The following is a 24,959-nucleotide window of genomic DNA, read 5'->3' as shown; positions in this document are numbered from 1 at the left end:
CCGAGGAAGTGAGCATTCATGAAGCGGTTTTCCGTAAAGCGCAATATCCGCTTGAAGCTGATATTGGCGGCGTGTCTATTATCGATCGTTCCGGTGCTAATTATTAGCATTGGAACGTATACCATAGCGTCGACCAGCTTGCAGCAGGAAGTAGGCCGGGCCAAGCGTGAGACGCTGAAGCAGGTTCAACAGAGAATCGATGATAAGCTCATTGCTTTGAATAAAACAATCCTGCAGCATTTATTCAATCCTTCCTTGGACGAATTTCTAAAATTGGATGATCCATATGTGAATATCAAGCTGTATCAAGAGGCGATAGCCAATCTAAATTCCATCGAGGTTCTGGTCGATAACGTCGATTCGGCAGAGCTGTATTTTGTACGGGAGGATAAAATTCTATCTGTCACGAATGGTCTGAATCCGGCTAATAGCATGGATCCTGAGCTGAAGGCCAGGCTTCGCAGCCGCTCTGCGCCCTATTTCTGGATTGATCGCAAGACGGATAGCAGAATGACGCGTGGTGGTTCGCAGGAGGTTACCTATGTGCGCGAAGTTCCCGTTCGTGGAGATAGTCCGCGCGGTTATATTATAGTCAAGCTGAATGATAGAGCGTTCTTTCAGGTATATAGTGAGATGGACCGGGAAGTAAACAGTGAGATGCTCGTCTTGACGGCGTCGGGCAATATTTTCTCCGATTGGAACAAAAGTCTGCTGCAGGATGATCTCGCCTCCTATTCATTCTTATCGGACATCCATAGGAGCGGGCTGAAGGAGAGCGGCTATACTGAGAAGGTGGATGGGCAGGATATGCTCATTAATTATTGGCAGTCCCCTCATAACGGATGGATCTATGTATCGATCGTACCGGTCAAGGAACTGACGCCTATGTTCGTCCGGATTAAGGAGCTAACGCTGATCTTATGCCTGACGCTTATTGTGGGATGCTTAACGGCTGCATTGCTGCTCTCCAAGCACTTCTACCGTTTGATCAAAAGCATATTGGACTTGATTCGCGGCAGGGTGAACCGGCTCCCGCTCTCGAATGGCAAGCAGGATGAATTTGGTCTCATCCGCCATTATGTTGAAACGCTGCATACAGTTAATGACTCATTGAATGATCAGATTGAGGACTCGAAGCCGTTGCTCGCCGCCGGATTTATGCAGCATGTCCTGACGGAAGCAGTGCCAGTACATGAACTGACCGAGAAGTTCGATTATTATGACCTGCCGCGCATCAGCCCGTTTTATACCGTCATGTGCATTGAGCTGGATGATGTCAGGGGGCAAACGGAGCGAGATATTAACCTGTTCGTGTATGCAGTCAAGAATATTTCTGAAGAAATTCTTGGTGGGGTCGCTAGCGGTACTGTTATCAAAATGCGGGCGGATGTCGTATTACTCATCAATCATAAACCATCGGGGACAGCTGCTTCCAGGAAGACGGAGGTCTTCCAGCTGGCTGAGGAAATCCATACGATGGTAGAGTGTGTATTGAATATAACGGCAACTGTTGGCGTCGGAAGATGCCATGAAGGGCTGAGCAGCATTCGTCACTCGTTCAAGGAGGCGATGGATGCGCTGCAGTATCGCCTTATCCTCGGCAGTGGCAAGGTTATCTATGTGGAGCAGGTGGAACCTAATAGACAGCAGCAAGCCTTTTCTTATCCATCTGAGCTGGAGCAGCAGATGATGCTGCAGGTTAAGCTGGGCAATGAACAGCAACTAGCTGTACTTCTTGATGAGTTCGGCCAAGACTTGCAGCAGCGGGGCGGGATCTCGACGGAGCATGTGCGAATGGCGTTCATGCAGCTCGTATCACGACTGCTGCGCGAGCTGTATGAGCTTGATCCGGACGGTGGACCCTTGCTATTCACGTACAGTCTGTACGAGCGAGTAAATGAGCTGCGGACGATGAGCCAGATGATCGCCTGGCTGAAGGAGGGAGTATTCCCGATCATATCGCGCCATATTATGCTGCGCCGCAAGGACAGCAACCATAAATCGATTGCGACCGTGCAGCAGTATATCGAGCAGCATTATGACGATGATCTGTCACAGCCGATGATGGCCGAGCTGGCAGGCATGCCGCCATCGCATTTCAGCCATATCTTTAAGGAGGAGCTTGGCCTGACGTTCAGCGATTATCTGATCGCTTGCCGGATGGAGAAGGCCAAGGAACTGCTGATATCGACAGATATGAAGGTGGCGGAGATCGCCGAGAAGCTGCGATATAACAATTCGCAGAACTTCATTCGCGTATTCAAGCGAATTCATGGTGCAACTCCTGGGGATTTCAGGGCCTCGTGGGCGGGGCAATCCCCCGTGATCGGCCATCGTGGAAATGGACACATGACAATACCTGGGAAGGGGAGCGGGATGATTGAATAAAGTGGCGTACGATGTAGCAGTATTGGGCGGAGGACCGGCAGGGGTTGCAGCGGCAATGGCGGCAGCTCGCAGCGGAGCGAGCGTGATATTGGTGGAGCGGTATGGTTTTTTAGGGGGAATGTCCACGGCATCTCTGGTCTATCCCTGGATGACTTTTCATACAGCTTCCGGTGAACAGGCTGTTAAGGGGATCGCGCAAGAGATTGTTGACCGCCTCGTCGCCCTTGGAGCATCTCCCGGCCATTTGCGGGATACGATCGGCTTCGTGCATACACTGACTCCATTTTGCCCCGAGACATTTAAATGGTTGGCTTTCCATATGCTGCAGGAAGCGGGGGTGAAGCTTCTGCTGCATTCGTTCGCAGCTGAGGTGCAGATGTCTGACCGACATCTGGAAGGAATCGCTGTATGGAACAAGGGTGGGCGGATGCTGATCAAGGCGCGGGTCTTTGTCGATGCGAGTGGTGATGCGGATATTGCTTATTTAGCCGGAGCGAGCTTTGAGCAGGGGAATGAAGCCGGCAAGGTTCAGCCGATGACGATGAAGTTCCGAATGAAGGGGGTCAGGCTGGATGAAGTGATTGATTATATGAAAAGGCATCCAGAGGAGTTCTACGAGAAATCACTAATTTCAGAGTTGGATCAGCTGCCATTGACAGGCGTGATGGGCTTCTATAGCAAATGGCGTCAGGCTGGGCTACCAATTCAGCGAGACGGCGTCCTGTTCTTCACAGGCCCCGAGCCCGACGAGGTGCTCATTAATGTGTCTCGCGTATCTGGCCTTGATCCGACACAGCCGGAGGAACTGACCGCCGCAGAAATCGAGGGGCGGGAGCAGGTTCAGCTCCTGGAGCAATTCTTCCGCTCGCATATTCCCGGCTTCTCGGCAGCTTATGTGGCTCAGACCGGGGCGCAAATCGGTGTTCGGGAGACCCGCCGGGTGGTCGGTGAATATGTACTGAACGGAGTCGATGTGCTGAGTGCCCGAGCCTTCGAGGATGTCATTGCCCGCAGTGGTTACCCGATCGATATCCATAATCCGGAGGGGAGCGGAGTAACGGCCAATTTCATTAAAGGCGGCGGTGCCTATGACATTCCTTATCGCTCTCTTATCCCTGTACGGGTTGAGAATCTGCTTCTTGCCGGCCGCTGTATCTCGACTACGCATGAGGCACAGGCGACGACCCGTCTGACGCCGAGTTGTATGGCTCTTGGCCAGGCGGCCGGAACGGCAGCGGCGCTGGCGAGTCAGAGCGTTGTCGGGGTGCGGGATATATCCGTGCAGGAGCTGCAGCGGAAGCTGCTCGAGTCGGGAGCAGAATTAGGTTGCTGTGAGTCCCTTGAGCCCCTGCTGCCCTAAATTGTAAAGAAACTAGGTATCGTTATTTGCGTCAAAAGGAGCAATTTATAAACCTAACGAAACTGGGTATCGCTATTGGAGCAGATAAGGGGCTAAATGGCAGATTTTTAACCAAATAGCGATATGGTGTTTCGTTAGATTTGAGTTGGTGCTGGTTTCGTGAAAATAACGATATGGAGTTTCGTTAGAGTTCCGAAAGGCTTGCCTCCATTCGCTTGTCACAAATTTATCCCTTTTTCATGGTGATTTGACTACATAACGTCAGTGAGGATTTCGTTTTGTCCTGCCTGGAATGGTATACTTTCTATAATTAGAGTTATTGCCCTGGGAGGTATAAATGATGAGAGACGATCTTATAGCTAAGCTGGACGAGCTGCATGAAGCAGATGAATTCGAAGAAATCGTAAATACCATAATGGAAATCCCTACAAAAGATCGAGATTATGAGCTGACCAGTCATTTAGGCCGTGCAATGAATAATCTGGAGCGGTATGAAGAGGCCGTCGAACAGTTTCTGACCATCGCCGAAGAAGGCCAGGATGACCCTTTGTGGCATTACCGCATAGGACTAGCCTATTATTATCTCGAACAGTATGAGAATGCTCGTAGGGAGTTTGAGATGGCTGACAGATTAGAACCAGGGGATCAGGATACCTTGGAATTCCTGGAGTGGATTGCGAATAAGACTGCTGGAGGATCTGTGCCGGAGTCCCGTGAAGAGTTGGAGGCTGAATCGGAGAGCCATACGGAGGCAAGTCTGGATAAGAGTTCATCTTCCTCACAGAATACCAATATGAACGACTTCTGGGAGGATAGCGAACAGGCGAAGGAGTATATCTCCAAGCCGGTTACGGATGAGCAGATTAGCTCTGTGGAAGAACAACTGGTCTTCAAGCTGCCCGCTTCCTATATCAACATGATGAAGATACATAATGGAGGGATTCCTCACGCTACGCGATACCCGGTAGGGCAGCCAACCTCTCATGGTAAAGACTACATCGTTATTTCGGGCATTTTCGGAATCGGACGGGACAAGCCCAAGTCGCTATGCGGAAAACGGGGCAGCCGATATATGATTGAGAACTATAACTATCCCGAAATAGGCGTAGTCATTTGCGACTGTTCTTCCGCAGGCGATGCGGTGATGCTGGATTACCGTCCGTCTGGAAATGACGGCGAGCCAGAGGTTATCTATGTGGACCGTGAGAGTAATAACAAGACCATCAAGCTGGCCGATAACTTTGAAGCCTTTATTCAAGGATTAATGAAAGCGGAAGGATAACTAAAATTAAGAAGACCGGATGGAGAAACGAATCTAATTGCAGCAGTACAAGTAGTACAGCCATTGCAACTGTATCTACTTATGCCAAATGTACTGTTGTATTTAGATCCTCCATCCGGTATTTTTTTGTCTATTATCATTGCAGTACCTAAACCTTTGTTACAGTAGCCATATTCATTCAAGCTTGGATGTGTAATGGAATTTTATCTTTTTCCCCGGGCTTGTCACATTAGGGCTGGGCTCGTGCGTAGTACAGAATAGAAAGGGTTCAAACAGGCGCCTAAAAGAACCTGATCCTTCTGATGTTACGCAGAACAAATAATGTAACTTTTCCACCTAGCGCATCAGAAGATCTATTGATTTGAAAAATGACTATGGTATTAAGGATCAATATATCCAGGAAAGGAGTGGGGAAATGGATGAGATTGACTTACATCAGATTATCCCGGATATCCTCAAAGGGGATGCTTCTCAGTTTGAAAAGATCATGCGTAGATACCAGAAACAGATCTTTTTGTACTGTTACCATATGTTAGGTCGAACAGATGTGGAGGATGGCACACAGGAGGTATTTATTAAGGCGTTCCGGCACTTAAGCAAATATAAGCTGGAGAAGCCTTTTGAAGCCTGGTTGTACACAATAGCCCATAACACCTGCATTGATATTATTCGCAAGCGAAGGCTTGCTAAATATCTCCCATTCCTCTATCGAAGCGATGAACATAACCAACATGTAGATCAAGCCATCGAGGATAACTACTACAACGAGCATGTTCTGCGGACGATGTCCAAACTGACGCCTGAGGAACGAAGCCTGCTGATCCTGCGTTGTGTAGAGGATAAGAGCTATAAGGAGATTGGTGAAATTCTGCAGCAGAACAGCAGCAGTCTCCGTAAGAAATTTGAACGAACGGCCGCCAAATTCAGAAAGTATCATGCTCATACTACAGGAGGGATATCGGATGGAGCACGACAATCATCAAGACCTCAAAACCATATTTTATAGTGTCAAAATACCCGATGCAGATGTAACGAGATCTGTAATGAATAAATTGGAGGAAGATCAAATGAACAAACGCGTTAAATTTATTGCTAAATATAAGGTGAGTACTCTTGTTGCTATAGGGACGCTGTTGATAGCTTCATCAGCCTTTGCGGCTACGCATCTGAACACATTGAGTAACAGCAAAGGTGATATTGTCTATGAACAGAAGAAGTTTGAGGATTCAGTCATTCCGGGCAATACGAAGGAAAAGCAGATGCGCAGCTTGAAGGCATACGGTTTAGGACAAGATTTGTTGCAGCCAGACCAAGCAGCGGCATTTTATATGGCAGGAGATAACTCTGAAGGAGAGCTTCATATCGTTAGAGGATCAGGATTTGGATTTTCAAATGCTGCTTCACTTCGCAATGAGCTGAAGGGGGCTGGTGCACATATTTTCGATAAACTCCAAGATAAGTATGGTTTTGTCGGCAGTTCTTTGAGATATAACCCTAATGAGCTTACCGATCAAGAAAGAGCTGGGCTGACAGATCAATTAGCGAAAGAAGCCCGGGATTCCCAACAAGAATATGCGATGAAACTGCTGGATGTGTCCAAAGAGTCTTGGAGCATGATGGCTACTTATAAGGGTGAAGGGCAAACCATTCTTGTTCAGCCCATAAGAACGAACGAAAAGGTGACTGTACATCTTTCCGAGGAGTCGCCCGCAGATACAATTATGGTAGACGGTAGTGAAATGTTGTATTCAGTATACGAAGATGGCAGCCAGGGCATACGTTTTATTTACAATATTCCTAATAGCGACTTTCACATTAATTATTATATTGAAGCTACAAAGGGAGTCGCCAAGGATGATTTGCTTACGATTGCCAAAGCTTACTTACAGAAATCATCGGATTAACTCTGACTCATAACCTATCATATTGAGAAGACCACAAGCGTTTTAGGGGAAACGAAAAGGCACAGAGCAAGCATGCTGGCTATTAGCTATGCTTGCTCTGTGCTTTTATTGACTGTTCTAGCGATTTCGATGATTCGGTATAATAAAGGATACCGTCGTACCTTGACCGGGCTTGCTGCTAATGGACAATCCCTGGCCGTACAATTGGATCAATCGCCGATGAGTATTCGCTACTCCAATACCGCTCTTACCCTGCATGATTGGACTAAGTAATTGGTCGATTTTATCCTGATCCATACCCTTGCCGTTATCGTCCACTTCGATAAGTGTACCCACCTCTTGCTGAACAATGCGAATTCGTACAGTACCGCCTTGTAAACGGCTTAGCAGGCCGTGTCTGACAGCATTCTCAACCAGTGGCTGTACGGACAGTGGAGGAAGCAGCAGTTGAATGTTCTGCTCAACCTCCCACACAATAGACAACCTGTTCCCGAATCGTTCCTTTTCAATGTATAAGTAGGCTTCAACCAATTTAAGCTCGTGGGATAACGGGACGAGCTCTCCTGTATTAAGGAAGTCGAAGCTGATGCGCAGGTAAGAGGCGAACGCATCTCCCAGTCTTAACATCTTCTCAGAATCTACCTCGCTTAGCGCCATGATGGAATTCAGCGTATTGAACAGAAAATGCGGGTGAATCTGTGCCTGCAGATAGGCGGCTTCCATACGAAGGCGTTCTTTGATTGACCTTTTCAAGATGGTCAGTGCCTCGACTCGGTATCTCAGTTCCATGGCGTCCACAGGTTTGGTCATATAATCATTGGCGCCCGAGAGGAAGCCTGTATAGATATCAGCTGGCTGGCTGCGCGCGGTCAGCAGTAGAACGGGAAGTTCGGATAAGGAATAATTGGCTCTTATCCGCCGTGTCAGTTCATACCCGGACATATGTGGCATCATCACGTCAGCGATCACCAAATCCCATTGCCTGGTACCAAGCAATTCCAGAGCTTCTCGGGCGGAGTGAGCTTTCGTAATGCAGTATGGTTCCATAGAGAGAATGCCGATAAGCACATTCAGGTTGAGTGGATCATCATCAACAGCAAGGATATGCATGGTTTCACCTTCCAGGAGAGCAGGGCTCATCCCGGTTGCTGGCAACTCACCAGCCGAGACGTCTGTAATTACCAGCTCAGCATAATCTCCTTTAATCCGGTTGATCATGTCCTGGTGATATGGAGAACTGTGCGGTTCAAGGGTGTCCGCTGAGTTGGCCAATGGCAGGTCGAAGCTGAATACAGAGCCTTTGCCGACCTTCGAGTGAACACTCAATCTTCCTCCGTGCAGCCCTATGAGCTGTTGGCATATACTTAATCCGAGTCCAATCCCTCTTCCATCACTTATTCCGTGTGCGCCTTGCTCGTAAGGAAGGAATATACGGCTCTGCGTCTCTTGATCCATGCCGACCCCTGTATCGGATACATGAATATGGATAAGGCCATCCTTAACTGCCGCGGATATAGAGATGCTGCCTTCCTCCGTGTATTTGATCGCGTTATGCAATAAATTATACAAGATTTGTACGAGCCTTTTCTCATCCGCTATAATGGCTGGCAACGATTCAGCAATGTTCATGTCGAGCCGGACAGGCTTGTCATCTACCATATACCGAAGCATTTCAAAAATTCCAGGAACAATGGCTTGAATTTTCAGCGGCTCCTTCTGCAGAATGATACGGTGCTCATGAAGGCGGGCGACATCCAGCAGATCGTCGAGCATATGTGACATACGGCGGCTGATCGTGATAAGCAGGTTCATATTTTTTAGACTCGTAGGGTCAAGCTTCTGCTGTTCCTTAGTCAGGATGGTATGAGCGATATTCATAATCCCATGCAGCGGTGTTCTTAGTTCATGCGAAGTGTTGGCAAGAAATTGATCCTTAAGCTTGTCTTCCTTTCTCAACTTCTCGTTGAGCTTGGCATTCTCGGCGGATTGGAGGAAGAACTCTCTGAACCAGTACGCTGCGAAACCGATAATCGCCGCAATCATGTCCAAGGGATAGTAGACTAGAGACGTATCATTATAGGAGTTCCATATGGTCCATAGGATGTTCGATATGATACCTGTCGCCGATAGTAGCAGAAATACGCGACCGTTGTTGTTATTTCCTTTCAGAATCATTGTGGTTATTACGTAAATGAACCAGAGGAAGGGAAAGAGATACAATATTTCAAATACCCCTAGTTCGACGGATCCGTTAATGAATACAGCTGGTGCAACCAGTATGAATGCCGTATATATACCAAGCAATCGGGTACAGATTTTTAACCAGACAATGTTCAGTTTAATAGGAGTAAGCCCTCTGAATACAAGCAGAATAAGCAGGGGTTGCCACAACTGAGCCAGCAGTCTCACCTTAAGTGCCCATGTATAGTTAATTGGAAGCCAAATTAAGAGTATATTGTCATAGCCCGCTATTGTCGCTGTGGCTACTGCCATCGTTAATAAGCAGACTAGGGCCAGAGTTCTCTCTCTAGGGTTGAACAGATAAAATATAAATGCATATAGTCCATGGAGCAGCAGCGTAATAAATGTAACCAACTGGAACCCGATCGAGTACCAGCGTATATAATCGATTGCGGCCTGGGAGCCGAAGCGAATCGATTGTACAATACCTCCATTATAAGGATCATCAAAGTTAGCTACTTGGATCATAAGTTCAATTTCGGTCGTTCCTGTCTCTGAATAGGAAGCGGTATAGGAAGAACTCATGGGCGTGTAATGCCGCGCGTCTATAGCGGGCTTGCCGAAGGTGGCCTCTGACACACTGTTTAATTGTACAGCGGAAGAAGCCTGAATGCCCCGCAGCCAGAATGCGACGGGCTCCTTCAATGGATCAAACAGAATTCGAAGTCGATACGTTCCTGAACCAAAGGATAGATTCGATCCTTCTGATATGGGCTGTTCCCAGTTCCCTGGAACCTGGATATAGCTTGCCGTATGTTTACTCGCTTGCAGATCCTGCTGAGATAACAATTGCCCAGGATAGAATTCCCATTGCCCATTCAGAGCAAAGGTGGAGGTGTTGTCAAACTCTCTGCCGCGCAGATCAATCACACCGTTGACGGCGATAAGGCGTTCCGCCGGAGGAAAGATCACCTCGGACCAAATCCACCGGAGGCTAAGTAGAATACTGATAAACAATGTAATAATAGCTATATATTTTAGGACTGAAGTATTTTTTATTCGCATAACCATAGAATTCGGCATAAAGGGGCCTATTCCTTTAGCAAAACGTTATGATCAGCAATATAAATTATGATGCAATATCAGTTAATACATATGAGGGTTGCACGGATTTCGGGGGAGTCTTAAAGTTAACGGAGAGTCAAAGAAGGAGCAGGTTGTGCCAAAAAGATAGTAATAGCAAGCGGGGAGCGGAGAATTTGAATAAGCTCCGCCATCTCGCTCTGAATTTGGTCAATCTACCTCTACAGGATTAATGCTCACTTGGCTTCGTAAATACTTTTTCGGCATGCGCTGCGACATTGTCCTTCGTCGTATAATGGCCGAAGCCTGGGGGCACTTCAACGTTCGGATCGTTGAAAATATAGCCCAGCATCATAACGCCGATCGGATTTCGGTAATGCATCACGTCATAGAAGTTGCGCGGTTCGTCGCTGACGGGCGTATACCCAGTGAAATCCCAGAAATCGGTTACGCTCGCGAGCTTGGCCCAGTATTCCTTCAAGTCTTCTAGGTTATAGCTCTTCATCTCGAGCGTGTAGGTTGCCCCTGTAATCATCATGAAGCTGATACCTCTCGCTTCGCAATATTCCTTCATCCGTCTAAGCGACTCTACGTTCTTATCGAGCGCCACTGTCTCGATCTTACCGAAGCCGTGCTTGAATTGTGGATTTGCTTCCAAATATTTGTCGAGATCGTTTAAATCCTCAGCATCTCTCCGCACTTTATTGTAGACGCCGCTTTCGGGAACAATCTGTGAGTATTCGAAGGAGTCGATCGCCCTTTTGCCATAAGCCTCAAGCTTCTCGTAGGCATACACCGGGTTCAAGGTCAAATATTTGAGATAAAAAAGGAACTGCGATTCCTTCATCACTTTGGCGTGCATCGATTTTTTGATTTCGTCGCGCGTCTCATGATAATGTCCGATTTCCTGCAGGCTCATGTGGAGCACGATATTTTTCGGATGGTATTGATCGACGATGTAATACAGCGTCTTCTCATAATCATGGAAGTCGCCGCCGTACATGAGCATGCTGTAGAAGCGGGCGTCGCCGTAATATTTGTTCAGCAGCGCCGGCGAGATAGAGCTCGATTTGGATCCTCCGATGATGAAAGAATCATAGTTACCGTGATACTGATCCAAGTAGCCAATCTTGGCTACGCGCGGGTTGTTGACCATGTCATAGGAATACCACTTTAATATGCGATCTCCGAACACACCAAACGGGTCCACGACAACGTTGAGACCGCATAGCAGCAACCCCGCAATGACGAGAGCCAAGGCGAACTTCAGGATCCATTTACAGAATTGCATCGCATTGCACCTCAGAACTGAAAGTATAGGAAATCCGAAACGGTCGTCATTTGAGACAAGGAAAGCACTAGCAAACATGCTGTTGCCAGCGCATATCGAAAGTTGGGCTTGAAACGGTCCAAGATTTGCTCTGAATTTTTGGCAAAATAGATGATGCAAGCAGCAATCAGTAGCAGCACACAGGTATACAGATGATAGGCGGTATAGATGACAATCTCTTTGGCAATGCCCATCGCGCCCAGGCCAGCAAATTCATGGAATTGGAATAGCGCCTTCAGAACCTCGCCAGCATGTGGGAGGTCGGTAGAGACGAATAAAATTCTTGTCGCAATAATTCCGATAAAAGTAAGCGTCCATGCAAGAGCGAATGGCAGAGCGATTTTGTTCCTGTACATGAAGTGGGAGGCGCAGACAAAGCCGCCGTTCAGAATGCCCCATAGAATGAACGTCCAGCCTGCACCGTGCCACATACCGGACACGAAGAAGGTGACCATGACAGCAAAATAGAAGTTGAAGCTGCCGCGCCCCTTTTTATATATCCCTCGAAAAATATAATCGGACAAGAATCGGGACAGCGTTATATGCCATCGCTGCCAATAAACGCGGAAGTTCCGCGCCTTGTAAGGAGAATTAAAGTTGGACGGCAAACGGATATTGAACATTAATCCAATGCCGATCGCCATGTCTGCATAGCCGGACAGATCGAAATAATAAGAGAAGGTGTAACCTATAACAGCCAGCCAGGCCGTTATCGAGTCTGCCGAGGCGACATCGGAATAGAAGCCTTGGGCGAAGGCGGTCAACGGATCCGCAAGCGCAATCTTCTTGGCGCAGCCCATCGAGAACAGGAACACGCCCCGCATGAAGTTCTCGCTATGGAACAGCCGCTGCTGCCGTTCTTCAAGCTGGGGGATGATATCGCTGTGATGGACAATCGGTCCGACAACAAGCTGAGGGAAGAAGGTGATGAATACCAAATAATTGACGAGACTGAACTGCTCGACCTTCCTCCGATAGCAGTCGACGAGAAAAGAGATTAACTGAAAGGTAAAGAACGAAATGCCTATCGGCAATATGATGTTCTTTAAAGAATAAGAATGCCCAGATACGGCATTCAGGTTCTCTAAGAAGAAATTCGTATATTTGTAATAGGCGAGAGTTGCAATGTTCTCGAAAAGCCCTACCCCAAGAAGAAGCCGTCGGAGCATAGGGCCTGAAGAGCGAACGATCATCGTCCCAATCACGTAATTGAACAGCACGATAACGGTGAAAATGTAGAAAAATTTACCGCTGCCCTGCGCGTAGAAGTATAACGAAGCGATGACGAGCCAAATTTTGGCGTATAGGCTATTGTTCATCAGGCTAAGCATCCTGTATCCAAAAAACGTAATGGGCAGAAATAGCAAAATAAAGGTATAGGTTGAGAAAATCACAGAAATGCTCCTTTTACTTCGATGTCTGGTGAGCTTTCTGAAGCTTTTCAAGCTTCTTTAGCATCTGTTCGCCGCTGAAATTCGGTTTACCCGCTTCCAGCAACTCCGGAGTATAAGCGCCATAAGAAATGGAGAAGCAGCAGCCCTTCTCTCCAAGCTCTTCCTTCAGCTGCTTCTCCATGAAAGCCAAATCGCTGCAGGCTCTCTTAATGAAATCTTCCGTGGTCTCTAAGGGCGTCGGGATTGAACATATCGATATAAGCCCCGATGACGAATTCGGAGCCTGTCGCATGAACTTCCTTCAGTGCGGGATAGGCATACGTGTAGAAGGATTCATATCCGTCGTCAAAGATGCCTACCCTGCTCCGAAATAATAAAATTTGTGACGCTAGCACTGTCTAATCTAATTTCTTTTCTTTGGAATAGGCTCGAACAGCAAGACAAAAGGAAGATTGCTGCCTGCTGCAGGGCTGATCCAAATTTCTACGCTCTCCTCTTGATTGCCAGTCCGATACAGAACACTGGCTGTGCTGGATATATCTTCTTTGCCGCTATGGCCGAAGGTCACTACTTCACCATTTACGACTGCAGATCCGACAAACAGTCCGCCGCGTGGATTAAATAAAATAAGCGTATTCGCAGCAACATGATTTAATTTCAACTTGTAAACTAAGCCGTAATTTCCAGAGTTCAAGGCCTCGGTTCCTTTGATCCCATCTAATCCTTGTTGAAAAGGATCTTCTCTATTGTCGGTTAAAGAGAGCTTGACTGAGCGGGCACCAACGGGATCATTATATACGAAGACACGGGTCGAATCCGCAAAAGTACCTCGGACGATAGATTCATTCGGGTCTAGATAAGGCAACTTCTCCAGGTCAGCGATCGGGTCACGGTTGGCCAAGACCAACAAAGAAGTGTAGCGAACGGGCGCATCACTGCTTAAGTCTCCGGTGAAGGTGATGATCTCTTCAGGCTTCATTGGATTCTTATTGATACTATTCCATATGATTCGCTTCTCTCCCGGTTGTAGGGTTATCTTCTGAGGACTCTTCGCGACCAATAAGCCTTCAAAATAACGGGTTAGTGAAACACGCCCTGCCCATTCAGCATAGGATGTAGGACCAGCCATTGCCTCATTGTTGAGTGTTACGGTAGCTGGGGAAGTGCCTGGATTTTCAGCAAGAACATAGAGTTTGGCCGGCTTACTGAGTTGGTTCTTATGATGCAGCAGAAAGCGGGCATCGCCGGTAATCGTATCCTGATAGAGAATTCCTTCCGAACTGATTGATTCTGGACCGCTGCTGCGGAACAAGGTCACTGGTTCTGTCTGGTAACTATAAGGAATTGCCTCCATTGTTTTAACCGAGTAGCCATCAACAGCGAGTTTATTTCCTACCGGTGTAAAGAGCTTGTAGAACTCTTCACGGGTGTAAAGCGTCTCATCGGCAATTTTGATCGTTTTACTGAACTCACCTAAGGCTCCGTGCCGATCCTTCACTTCAAGGCTTATTGTAACGCTGCCCGGTGTAAAGAAAGCTTCTTCCTGATTTGACCATACCCTGTCGACAATGGCGTCTTCATCATCCGAGCTCAGATCCGTATAAATGATAGGTTCACCCATTCGATATACGTCTTTATCAGTAGTAAAATTGGCTACCGGAGGCTCGTTGGGTTTTACTACTTTCAGGGTCAGCGTAAAAGGATCACTCCAGACTCCTTCTGAGTCCTGTACGGAGTAACTGACAGAATATACGCCCGGCTTGCCGTAGATCTCTTCCTTCCCTTCCCAGCGTTCATCGACAAGATCCAGTCCCAACGGGGAATATGAATTCGTCTCATAAGTTACAGTCGTCTCACCGGCAACAATCTCTTGTGGTTGCACCTTGAACGAGGCAACTGGCTTAGTGGAACGCTGCAGGGTGATGGTCTTGTTATCTACGGTATAAGGAATATTCAAGCTTTGAATGAATGGGATTAAAGGGACCATTAGAACGTTGTTGTCCGTATAAGGAGCTGTCTTTAACGGGTAAGCCGTTCCGTTCAGACTATAGCTCTTGCTATTGTTCTTGTATTTCAGCTCTACACTGCCAAGCTGAAAGATCGTCTCCTTAGTCTTGGAGTCTGTGGTTACCGTTGCTCCCAGGCGCTCGGCCATAAAGCGAAGTCCTACATAGGTGGCTCCATTCTTGACGATGGCAGGGCGGGGGGCTTGGTAAGCCTTGCCGTCCTGTTCCACTTTGCTGCTATCGATATAAATAAGGATTTGCTTCCAATTTGACTCCTCCAACGGTACTTTGCTCTCTTGCAAAGGCTCTGTAGAAGCAGCCTCCGCTTTCGCAGAAGGGATGGCCGTGGCCAATTGGCCTGTAATCAACAGCGCAGCCAGTCCTGCCGTTATTTTCCACATATTCTTGATGTCTTCCACTTCTCCTCTCCACTTACATAGCTGATATATTAGGTCTGAACTGAAGTTCGACTTATAAAAAACGGACTAGATCCTTCTTGCAACTTTGATTAGTTCTCAGCTTCGATCATCTGAATTGCTGGATCGGCAGAGATCTCTTTATTTCCTTGGCGAAGCGCGAGGTTCTCTTGCTCTAGCATCCCTATCTTTTGCGTTAAGACAATAAACCGTGCGGTTAGAGAAGATACGGCTATCGTCAAATGAAGCAGGATGAATAGAACGCTGATCAGACCAAGCAGATAGAGCAGGGAAGGCGCATAAGATACGCCGATTTGCTTGGCCATGAAGTCAATCAATGAAGGGAATAGCGACAGCAGCATCATGACGGCCGTAAGAATAAGCCAGAGAATGGCATACTGTTCACGCAGCTTCCCGTTGCGGATCAAATATATGGTGATGCCTAGAAAAATCATACAGATCATAAAACTGAGAATAAAAACATCAATTTTCATAGCCTAGATCCCACTTCTTTTCTTTCTTCTTCGTTCTTGTAATTAGAACGGACAGAATTACCTTAACCATATAGTAGACTGAGCCCAGAGCTCGAATGCTGGAGCTTCCGGTTAACCGCTGGCGCATGACGACAGGAACCTCACTAAAGGTACAGCCGCAGTTGTCAAGCTGGACAAGCGCCTCTACTTCCGGATAATCGGCAGGATACTCCTGAGCGAATAATGCGATGGCTCGTGGACCACAGATGCGGTAACCTGATGTCGGGTCCGTCACTTTGCGGCGTAGCAGCAACGTCAGCAGCCCTGACAGCAGATCGATACCGATCCTGCGAGCGAAGGTGGATTGAAACCCCTGCTTCTCCATGAAGCGGGAGCCAACAACCATATCCGTGCGGCTTTGCTGTAGCTCTCCAAGCAATCGGTCGAAGTCTCGCGGGTTATGCTGCCCATCTCCATCTAATTGGGCTGCATATTGGTATCCGTGTCTTTGTGCATATTTATAACCGGTCTGAACGGCACCTCCGATGCCTAGATTGCAGCTGAGATTGACGACGAGGACGCCTTCCTTGGCGGCTTCATCTCCTGTCAAATCACTCGATCCGTCATTCACGACCAGAATATCGGCATAGGGGATATGGTGACGGACATCGGCAATCACTCGCCGAATCCCCTCTGCTTCGTTATAGGCGGGAATAATAATAAGTACTTTTTGATTCATTCTCAGAGCTCCTCTCCGACAAGTAATGGTTCTTTATTTGATCGCCGCCCGAACAAATAGTCCAGAGCTGTGGCAGCAAGCAGGCTGGCGAGTATGATGAACAGCGGCATCGCTGTAAAGTTATAACGAAATTCTGGAACGAAGGCCAATCTTGTAATGCTGATCGCTACCACCAGGATGACCAGCAGAACGGCAGGCTGACGCCATCTGCGCAGTAGAGCAACCGCGGATATAAATCCACCTAATAGAATCGTTCTATGGTACCAATTGCCGAGCGGAATCACAGGATATACTGGTGCATGTCCGGCTCCGAAGAACATTTTTCCATAAATGTAGCGTGTCTTACCAATGGTGTACCATTTAACGAAGGTCCAGGTATGCTCGGTGAATCCTACCTTCAAGCGTTCCTTGGCGACTTCCATCTGAGTCTTACCTTCGCGGTCAACCATTTTGTCATCATAGTTCTTATTTGGATAGGTACCGGCTGCAAATGGATTAACCTGCGTAGAAGCCAGAATGAATTGGTGCATCGTGACCATATTGCGTACAATCCAGGGCGACAATACAATGGCGATCCCCAGACAAGAGACCGCTGCCAGCTTCACCACGTGAGCGGATCTTTTCCGCCACAGCCAGTAGAAGGCATACGCTGGCAGAATAAGAATGAGAAACTCCGGTCGGGTAAGGACTAATAAACCAAGTACTCCTCCAGCCAGTATGGCGGATAATGCTGTCTCTTTCTCGAAGACTCTGAGCTGCAGGTATACGTATAGCATGAATAGCATAGCGGCCATCGTCTCGGTTAATATGGCTCCGTTCGCCCAGACGAAGGGGGGATATATGGCTAAGATGGCTGCTGCAATTATGCCGGCCCATTGCCCGCCTAACCTTCGACCTGTCAAGTAGACCAGCCATAGGGTCACCATGCTGAATCCGATCTGAATGTATCTGATCAATGGATAGGGATCATGATTCTTGTAATCGGCAAGCAAGTAGGACCCTGCCATAAATAAAGGGTAACCGGGCGATACTTGAGCGTTCGGTTCTTCACTCTTATATGCGTAAACACCCTTCTCCAGCAGTTGTCTGACCATAATGTCATAGTTCAAGCTGTCATGAGGGATATGATGCTCAACTGAGTTCACAAAATCGATGCGGACAAATAAAGCCGTTGCAAAAATGAAAATACATATTAAGGTCTTCAGGTTAGCCAAGCGCTTTAACCTATGGGTAATATTCGTAAACATGGGTGTGTGTGTACTCCTCTCTATATTCCAGTCCGACTTGCGGTATATTAAGCATATAGAAGAGTTCTTATTGCCCCATAAAGGAATCCTTAATAACTACCTATCTAAAGTCTTAATATTTTCTTAACAATGCTCTGAAAATAATGGCGCAAAAAAAACCGATTCTATACCCACGGATTTTGTGAGCATAAAAATCGGTCATATCGAGTGATAGTAAATTCAGCTAGTAGCCTTGGATAAAGGCAAAGGAAGTCTTGTTATAAATTCTGTCTGTGAGCGATCGCTCTTGGCCGAAATATTGCCTCCATGTACTTCCATGATGCTCTTCACAATGGCAAGTCCGAGGCCTGTACCTCCCGACGATCTGGAGCGGTCGCCCCGATAGAAGCGTTCGAAAATAAATTGCAGGTCGCTTTGCGGTATCGGCTCCCCGTAATTGATCACTTTGATCATCGCATAATTTTCGGAGCGGCTAATATCGATATCGACGTATTCACCTTTGCGGCCATATCGGATGGCATTGGAGATCAAGTTCTCAAATCCGCGAGCAAGCAGGTCCCCATCCCCCTCGATCATAAGGGAGCTAAGTTCCGTTGAGATACGGCAGGTCATATCGGCCTTTTTAAGACTAGGTACGAATTCTTCCGTGAGCTGTCGCAGGAAGGCGACCATATCCAGCTCCTCCACATGTAGGGGCATGCCGTTGTTGATACGGGTATATTCGAACAACTCATCAACCAGCTTCTTCAGGGTGAGTGATTTGTCATAGGCAATGTTGACATAATGGCGTAGTTCTACTTCATCATGATAACGGTCATTCTCAATAACCCCCAGGAAACCGAGGATCAACGTTAGCGGAGTCCGAAGATCATGGGAGACACCCGTAATCAGATCATTCTTGGTCTTCTCAGCATTCCGCTCTTCTTGAATCGAGCGGTCAAGCTGTTCCGCCATTCGGTTAATGCTATCCGCTAATTTCATCCATTCGTTTGATGGATCATCCTCCAGAAGAAGACGATGGTCCAACTGACCGTTCGCTACCTGGCCTAATCCGGAGGAAATTTTGTCTAGATTGGTGCGTAACTGCAGGGTTAGATCACTTATACTATGGGCAATTCGCCCAATCTCATCGTGTGATGAGATGTGAAGCTCTTGATCGAAGTTACCGGCAACCATCTGCTGCAAGCTATTGTTAACATTCTCTAGACGACGAATCATTGTCCGCGTTAATAAATAATACAGAATAATGAATAGGATAGGACCCACTATACTCATAACCATGCGAGAACCATAGTTAACGATGATGAAGTTTAGATAATAGGTGAACGGCGGGACCGTGATAAGGTAAACGCCAAGCTGGTACCCGAGATATAACAGAATTGCCGTTAACCCTAAACTGGCCAGTACGATCGCTAAGAATTTCCACCGCACCGTATTGACCCATTTTAAATTCATGATGATTCTCCTCCTCGGGGTATTTAGAGTCGTTCCATCTTATAACCGATTCCCCAGACGGTCTTAATGAATTTAGGATTCTGGGTATCCTTCTCAATCTTCTCGCGAATTCTGCGGATATGAACCATGACTGTATTTTTCGATTCCATGAATGGCTCATTCCACACCTCTTGATAGATCTTCTCCATGCTCAGTACAATTCCCTGATTAACGGCCAGCAATTTCAGAATAGCGAACTCCCGAGGCGTTAATTGTACTTCTTGTCCTTCTATAGTGACTTGATGCGTAGATATGTTGATGATAAGCTCATCGATTTCAATCTCGTTCTCGTCCATTTGGGGCTGATTCGGACCGCTAAATTGATGGTAGCGTCGTAGTTGTGATTTAATGCGAGCCATTAGCTCAAGCGGGTTGAATGGCTTCGTAACATAATCGTCGGCCCCAATGCTGAGCCCAGCAATTTTGTCCATATCTTGACCTTTCGCTGATAGCATGATGATGGGCATGTTCCGATTCTCACGGATTTTCATGCAGGCTTCAATCCCGTCCATTCGCGGCATCATCACATCCAGCACGATCAGATCTACCGGATGACGTTCCAGAATATCAAGCGCTTCTTGGCCATCGGATGCTTTTAACAGGTTGTATCCCTCATTCTTAAGATATATATCCATCAATTTAATAATTTCTTTCTCGTCATCGACAAGTAATATGGTTCCTCTAGCAGACATGAAGATCCTCCTGGCTAAATATAATATATATGTATTAGGATGCTCTAAAAAAACTATAACATTTCCATTCGAGTTTTTTTCTTAAGAATCACTTAACTTTTTTTTAACGCTATTACTATATTACCAAATAGAGGTCGAATCGTTACATGAGCTATCAAAAGTATCTTCATTATATAAATAAGACCGGATAGGGCTTCGAAGCCCTACCGGTCTTTATTTTGTATTAACGTTGTTTACTCGGATGATGGATGATCCTTGAATTTGAATTTGGCAGAGTAGGAGATCAGTATAGATACGATTAGCAGGCAGAGGGGTACGACGCTAATGAGGTAGCGGAAGGTTAACCCAGGATCAGGACCGGGGTTATCGCCGCTCTCATAACCGAATATAAGACCAACAATGAAGAAGGCTAACGCCGAGATCAGGCCGCTTGAGCGTGTAATAAATCCGGCGACTGCAGTATAGATGCCTTCTCTACGTAATCCCGTCTTCTCAGCGTCCTCATCAATGATTCTTCCGCTGACTATCGCAGGAGTAACGAGGAATCCAGCCAATCCAAAGCCAACGATAACACCGGCAATGACGCCGCTGACTAAATCAGAGCCGAACCAGAGCGGAATTACAGACAGGGCGTATATAATAAGGGATAATCTCCACGCCTTGACCCCATCCATTCTGCGGATAATCCAATACCATACGAATACGAGGGGAATGACCGAGACGAACACGGAGGCCAGCAGGATTGAGACTTGGGCTTCAGGTATTCTCAGAACGTATTTGGCATAGAAGGGGATAATCGAGCTGATCAGGCCATTGACCGTTTGAGCGAAGGAATTGGATATATTGAATACCCAGAATTTCTTATTGCTTAATGTTATCTTGAAGGCCTTAGCAAGCTTTAGCGGTTGTTCCTGCGAGGCTTCAGGCCGCTCTCGGACATACATCATACAGAGGAACATAAATACGCCAAAGATCAGGGCATAGATCAGAGCCATGCTCGGGAAGTTAAGTGCGGTATAAATAATAGGAGTCAATGCGGAAGCGATAAGCAGTGCCACCACTTGATAGCCTTGCTGAATCGCTGAAGCCTTGGCCCGCAGCCGATCGCCGCGGAATAATTCGGGGAACAGGGCTCCATAGTTCACCCATAGTACCGTAGCTGCGGCCTCGAACAGAATAAGCGCCGTCAGGAACCAGGTGAAGAGCGTATTTTGTGTTAAACCGCCGGGAGGGGAGAAGACCATGATGAAGAACAGCATGAACAACGGAATTGTGCCGAATACCCAGGGACGCCGACGTCCATAACGGGTATTCGTGCGATCTGACCAATATCCGAATAACGGATTGTTCACCGCATCCCAGATCAGGAAGATCGTTCTTGCCAGCGTAGCCAGCCCGATGCCTAGACCTAGCTTCTCCACATAGAAATAACTATAGAAGGAACTGAAGGCCTGACTCGGGACCATCATGGCAAACATACCAAACGCAAAGGTGTATGGTGAATTGATCCATCTACGCTTCATACAGCTTCCCTCCCCGTAGTGTAGTGTTTTTATAAATGCGAATTTTTAGAAATTATATTCCGGGAGGGAGATTAATATAATCCATGATTCAAATATCAACTTACAAAATAAATCAGGGCAAGCATCCGATTAGGAGATACTCACCCTGAATAATATATGATATGGGGGTTAGTCTTTATTAACCCTTAACAGATCCAGCAGCCATACCTTCTACGATCCGATCGCTCAGGAACAGGAACATGATCAAGATCGGGAGGATGCTGATCATCAGCGTTGCTCCGATTGCGCCCCAATCCGTTGTATATTGTCCGATGAAGTTCTGAACGCCGACGGTAAGTGTCTTATAGGAATCAGAGCTGATGAATGTATTTACAAATATAAATTCGTTCCAGTTATAGATCATATTAATGATTGCTGTCGTGGCAATGACGGAACCGGTCATTGGCAGTACGATCCGGAAGAACATCCGGTTGACGGAACAGCCGTCAATGACTGCTGCCTCTTCTACCTCGCGCGGTAGCGAATAATAGAATCCGAGCAGAATCATGATCGTAATCGGCATATTAAATGCGACATAAGAGAGAACCAATGATAAAGGATGGTCCGTCAATCCTACTTTATTGAAGAAATTGAACAGCGGAATCAATGTAGAATGGACAGGGATCATCATCGCAACCATGAACAGGCCGAGTACGAGTGAGCTGCCCTTCCATTTCATTCGCGTAATCGCATAAGTTACGAGGCTGCCCAATACTACAGTTAGGACTGTTGCTACGACGGTAACCCATAAGCTATTCAGGAAATATACATCAATATTCCCGGCATTCCATACCTTCGAATAATTCTCCCAGCGCGGATGCATTGGCAAAGAGAGTGGAGGGAGGTTGAAGACTTCCTGATTGTTCTTGAGCGAGAAGAACATCAGCCAGACGAGCGGGAATAACTGAAAGACAGCGACGAGAATTAAGACGATGTACATGATCGCATAGCCTATACGTCCCAGCCAACGCCATGTTCCATGGTTAGTAGTCGATTGAAGCTCTATGTTTCCGGTCATCATTAACGCCTCCCTCTTATGAATATTGAATGGTATCTTTCGATCTGGTTAACCAGCGAATGATCCAGGTGACTATAAGACAGATGACAAGCAGGGAGAAGGCAGTCGCACTACCGTATCCGAAGTCATAAGCCCTGAACGCGGTATGATACATATATGAAGCCATAACCTCACTGGATCCGTTCGGGCCGCCGTCCGTCATCACGAAGATAAGATCGAAATACTTCAGTGAACCGACAACGGCAAGTACAATCGTTACCTTCACCGTCTCCATAATTAGTGGAAGCTTGATCTTCCAGGCGATCTGCCAGGAAGTGGCACCGTCAATTCGTGCTGCTTCATCCAAGGTCGTCGGAATATTCTTAAGTGCAGCATAGTAAATCAGAATATAAAAACCCGCATATTGCCACAGGATTGGAATGAAGAGAGCGAACAATACCAATGATGGCTCTGCCAGCCAAGCGGGAGGATTATCAACTCCAATGGATTGCAAGACACTGTTCAAAATACCGTTGGACGGATTGTAAATTCTGAGCCACAGCTGAGCGATGGCAACGGAAGATAACAGCATAGGAATAAGATAAATTTTACGAAATGCATTTGCCCCCTTGATCCGGGCAGCCAATACCATGGAAATCATCAAATAGATGATGAGACTCAGACCTGAGAATAGGGCCAACAGCAAGGAATGCCATGCGCTATCCCAGAACTTCCCGTCTTTCATTAAATTCGCGTAATTCTCCAGCCCAATAAATTTCATGCTGCCAATGCCATTCCATTCATGCAGACCGTAAAATCCGGTAAGAATAATCGGAATATAGACAATCGTTAAAATAAGCAATAATGAGGGGAGAACGTAAAGAGCAATCATTTTCTTGTTGGATAGCACTTTATCCATAATCGTTCAGCTCCATTCCTTTCAATCATTGGAGGAGAGGACCTATCCCCTTAGTATTTCCGAGAGATAAGTCCTCCTGGCCTATAATCCCAGTAATTATTTAGCGAGCGCTTTATCGTGCTCAGCTGCGAATTCCTCAGGAGTGATAGCCTTGCCGAACAATGCCTGAATCAAGTTCAAATGTGTCTCAGCTGCCTTGGCTGGCATTTGAACGTCTGCGAATAGAGTAACGCTGCTTGCTTGGTTCATTTCTGCGAACAGATCCTTGTAGAGCTGCGGTAAATCCATGTTCTCTGCATCAACCTTCGTTGCTGGAATTACGCCAGCATCAGTAACGGATTGCTCGCCCCATTTTGTGACGAAATATTCTACGAATTTCTTGGCTTCGTCTTTCACTTTGGAGTTCTCAGCTACGAACAAGCCTACTCCAGGACCGCCTACCCAGCTATTAATATCGCCTTTGCCGCCTTCGACAGTCGGGAATTTGAAGAATCCAACTTTATCACGGAATTCCTTCGGAATTTCTTCGTTCGTTGTGAAGTTTGGAATATCCCAAGAACCCATCAGGTACATTGCCGCTTTTTCATTCAAGAATTCCGATTTCGCTTCTTCATTGGATTGGCCGTTGAAGCCTTTGATAAATGCGTTGTTGTCAACGAGCCATTGTATTTCATTCGCTGCTTGAACCAGACCTGGGTCGGTGAATGAAGCGGAACCGCTAATGGTGTCAGCGAGCGTCTTCTGTCCAGCGATGCGGTCTGCCAGGTACATATACCAGAGGGAGCCTGTCCAACGATCTTTATTGCCAAGAGCGATTGGAGCGATGCCCTTATCAGACAGTGTTTTTACAATGTTCTTAAATTCATCATAGGTTGTTGGTACGCTGAGACCGTTCTTTTCGAAAAGGTCTTTATTGTAATAGATCGGTGCGATGTTGAATTCGATTGGGAGCGCGTAAGTCTTGCCATTAACAGCATAAGCCTCTGTGGTACCAGCTACGAATTTGTCTTTCAGTTCACCGTTCAACAAGTCATCGAGTGGAGTGAACAGATTGCCTTCTACATAAGGCTGCATGAAGCCTGCTGCCCAAGTTACACCGACATCAGGAAGCTCGTTGGAAGCGGACAGAACTTTTAATTTATTTTTATATTGTTCGTTGTCCAGTACTTCCTGCTTGATTGTGACATTCGGGTTCTCATCTTGATATTCTTTAATGATTTGGTTAACAATTTTGTTCTGACCGGCCGATACGCCTTCAGGCCACAAGTGCATCAGCTTAACGGTTACTTTCTCGCCACCGGAAGCGGTATCATTTCCTTTCGAACCTTGATTGTTCTTACCGCCACCACCGCAAGCCGAGACAATGACTGCCATACAAATCGTGAGCAAGAGTACTGACCATGTCTTTTTCTTCATGCTGAAAGTCCCCTTTTCTAAAAGAAATTATCAAGCGCTTTCTGTAAACGCTTTAATAATTAAATTGTATCGCTAG

20 protein-coding genes are annotated in these 24,959 nt (G+C 46.8%); 5 read left to right on the top strand and 15 right to left on the bottom strand.

Features of this window, described 5'->3' with window-relative positions:
• The first annotated feature begins 18 nt into the window (after positions 1-18).
• From EI981_RS27625 to EI981_RS27605, 5 genes are all read left to right on the top strand, one after another.
• Positions 19-2,388 carry a helix-turn-helix domain-containing protein gene (locus EI981_RS27625; RefSeq protein WP_127003760.1) on the top strand — a complete coding sequence of 790 codons (2,370 nt, stop codon included), beginning with the start codon at positions 19-21 and terminating at the stop codon, positions 2,386-2,388.
• Positions 2,381-3,748 carry an FAD-dependent oxidoreductase gene (locus EI981_RS27620; protein ID WP_127003758.1) on the top strand — a complete coding sequence of 456 codons (1,368 nt, stop codon included), beginning with the start codon at positions 2,381-2,383 and terminating at the stop codon, positions 3,746-3,748. The genes EI981_RS27625 and EI981_RS27620 overlap by 8 nt, the downstream gene beginning before the upstream one ends.
• Before the next feature lie 340 nt (positions 3,749-4,088).
• Positions 4,089-5,030 carry an SMI1/KNR4 family protein gene (locus EI981_RS27615; protein WP_127005073.1) on the top strand — a complete coding sequence of 314 codons (942 nt, stop codon included), beginning with the start codon at positions 4,089-4,091 and terminating at the stop codon, positions 5,028-5,030.
• A gap of 415 nt (positions 5,031-5,445) precedes the next feature.
• On the top strand, positions 5,446-6,036 hold the full coding sequence (locus tag EI981_RS27610; protein WP_127003756.1) for an RNA polymerase sigma factor: 591 nt from the start codon (positions 5,446-5,448) through the stop codon (positions 6,034-6,036).
• A gap of 61 nt (positions 6,037-6,097) precedes the next feature.
• Entirely contained in the window at positions 6,098-6,934 is an 837-nt protein-coding gene (locus EI981_RS27605) for a hypothetical protein (protein ID WP_127003754.1), read from the top strand.
• A 117-nt stretch (positions 6,935-7,051) separates the two neighbouring features.
• Here EI981_RS27605 and EI981_RS27600 read toward each other — a convergent pair whose 3' ends face one another.
• The 15 genes from EI981_RS27600 to EI981_RS27535 all read right to left on the bottom strand — a co-directional run bounded on the left by EI981_RS27600 (position 7,052) and on the right by EI981_RS27535 (position 24,883).
• Entirely contained in the window at positions 7,052-10,180 is a 3,129-nt protein-coding gene (locus tag EI981_RS27600; protein WP_127005071.1) for a hybrid sensor histidine kinase/response regulator, read from the bottom strand.
• Between the two features lie 247 nt (positions 10,181-10,427).
• Positions 10,428-11,489: a hypothetical protein gene (locus tag EI981_RS27595; protein WP_127003752.1), complete on the bottom strand. Its 1,062-nt coding sequence runs from the start codon at positions 11,487-11,489 to the stop codon at positions 10,428-10,430.
• An 11-nt stretch (positions 11,490-11,500) separates the two neighbouring features.
• Positions 11,501-12,847 (bottom strand): MBOAT family O-acyltransferase, encoded by a 1,347-nt coding sequence (locus tag EI981_RS27590; protein WP_162616291.1) that lies wholly within the window; start codon positions 12,845-12,847, stop codon positions 11,501-11,503.
• 88 nt (positions 12,848-12,935) lie between these two features.
• Positions 12,936-13,103 carry a hypothetical protein gene (locus tag EI981_RS29150; protein ID WP_162616290.1) on the bottom strand — a complete coding sequence of 56 codons (168 nt, stop codon included), beginning with the start codon at positions 13,101-13,103 and terminating at the stop codon, positions 12,936-12,938.
• Positions 13,104-13,128: 25 nt separating this feature from the next.
• A complete protein-coding gene (locus EI981_RS27585) occupies positions 13,129-13,317 on the bottom strand; it encodes a polysaccharide deacetylase family protein (RefSeq protein WP_127003748.1) in 189 nt (62 codons plus the stop codon).
• An 8-nt stretch (positions 13,318-13,325) separates the two neighbouring features.
• Complete coding sequence (locus EI981_RS27580; protein ID WP_127003746.1) at positions 13,326-15,347, bottom strand: copper amine oxidase N-terminal domain-containing protein; 2,022 nt, start codon at positions 15,345-15,347, stop codon at positions 13,326-13,328.
• Positions 15,348-15,436: 89 nt separating this feature from the next.
• Positions 15,437-15,838 carry a DUF2304 domain-containing protein gene (locus EI981_RS27575; protein ID WP_127003744.1) on the bottom strand — a complete coding sequence of 134 codons (402 nt, stop codon included), beginning with the start codon at positions 15,836-15,838 and terminating at the stop codon, positions 15,437-15,439.
• Positions 15,828-16,556 (bottom strand): glycosyltransferase family 2 protein, encoded by a 729-nt coding sequence (locus EI981_RS27570; RefSeq protein ID WP_127003742.1) that lies wholly within the window; start codon positions 16,554-16,556, stop codon positions 15,828-15,830. The genes EI981_RS27575 and EI981_RS27570 overlap by 11 nt, the downstream gene beginning before the upstream one ends.
• A gap of 2 nt (positions 16,557-16,558) precedes the next feature.
• Positions 16,559-17,803: an ArnT family glycosyltransferase gene (locus EI981_RS27565; RefSeq protein WP_127003740.1), complete on the bottom strand. Its 1,245-nt coding sequence runs from the start codon at positions 17,801-17,803 to the stop codon at positions 16,559-16,561.
• Positions 17,804-18,022: 219 nt separating this feature from the next.
• The gene (locus tag EI981_RS27560; RefSeq protein ID WP_127003738.1) at positions 18,023-19,258 is read right to left on the bottom strand and encodes a sensor histidine kinase; all 1,236 of its coding nucleotides are present in this window, start codon (positions 19,256-19,258) and stop codon (positions 18,023-18,025) included.
• A 23-nt stretch (positions 19,259-19,281) separates the two neighbouring features.
• Positions 19,282-19,989, bottom strand: a complete 708-nt coding sequence (locus EI981_RS27555) for a response regulator transcription factor (RefSeq protein WP_127003736.1) — start codon at positions 19,987-19,989, stop codon at positions 19,282-19,284.
• 233 nt (positions 19,990-20,222) lie between these two features.
• A complete protein-coding gene (locus EI981_RS27550; RefSeq protein WP_127003733.1) occupies positions 20,223-21,512 on the bottom strand; it encodes an MFS transporter in 1,290 nt (429 codons plus the stop codon).
• Between the two features lie 178 nt (positions 21,513-21,690).
• On the bottom strand, positions 21,691-22,569 hold the full coding sequence (locus EI981_RS27545) for a carbohydrate ABC transporter permease (RefSeq protein ID WP_418789026.1): 879 nt from the start codon (positions 22,567-22,569) through the stop codon (positions 21,691-21,693).
• 16 nt (positions 22,570-22,585) lie between these two features.
• Positions 22,586-23,467: a carbohydrate ABC transporter permease gene (locus EI981_RS27540; RefSeq protein ID WP_127003730.1), complete on the bottom strand. Its 882-nt coding sequence runs from the start codon at positions 23,465-23,467 to the stop codon at positions 22,586-22,588.
• Positions 23,468-23,563: 96 nt separating this feature from the next.
• Positions 23,564-24,883, bottom strand: a complete 1,320-nt coding sequence (locus tag EI981_RS27535; protein ID WP_127003728.1) for an extracellular solute-binding protein — start codon at positions 24,881-24,883, stop codon at positions 23,564-23,566.
• Positions 24,884-24,959: the final 76 nt, after the last annotated feature.

Origin of the sequence: Paenibacillus lutimineralis, from assembly GCF_003991425.1 — a bacterium.
GTDB lineage: Bacteria > Bacillota > Bacilli > Paenibacillales > Paenibacillaceae > Fontibacillus > Fontibacillus lutimineralis.
The sequence above is the reverse complement of the archived record's forward strand: the minus strand, read 5'-3'. Positions and strand labels throughout refer to the sequence as shown.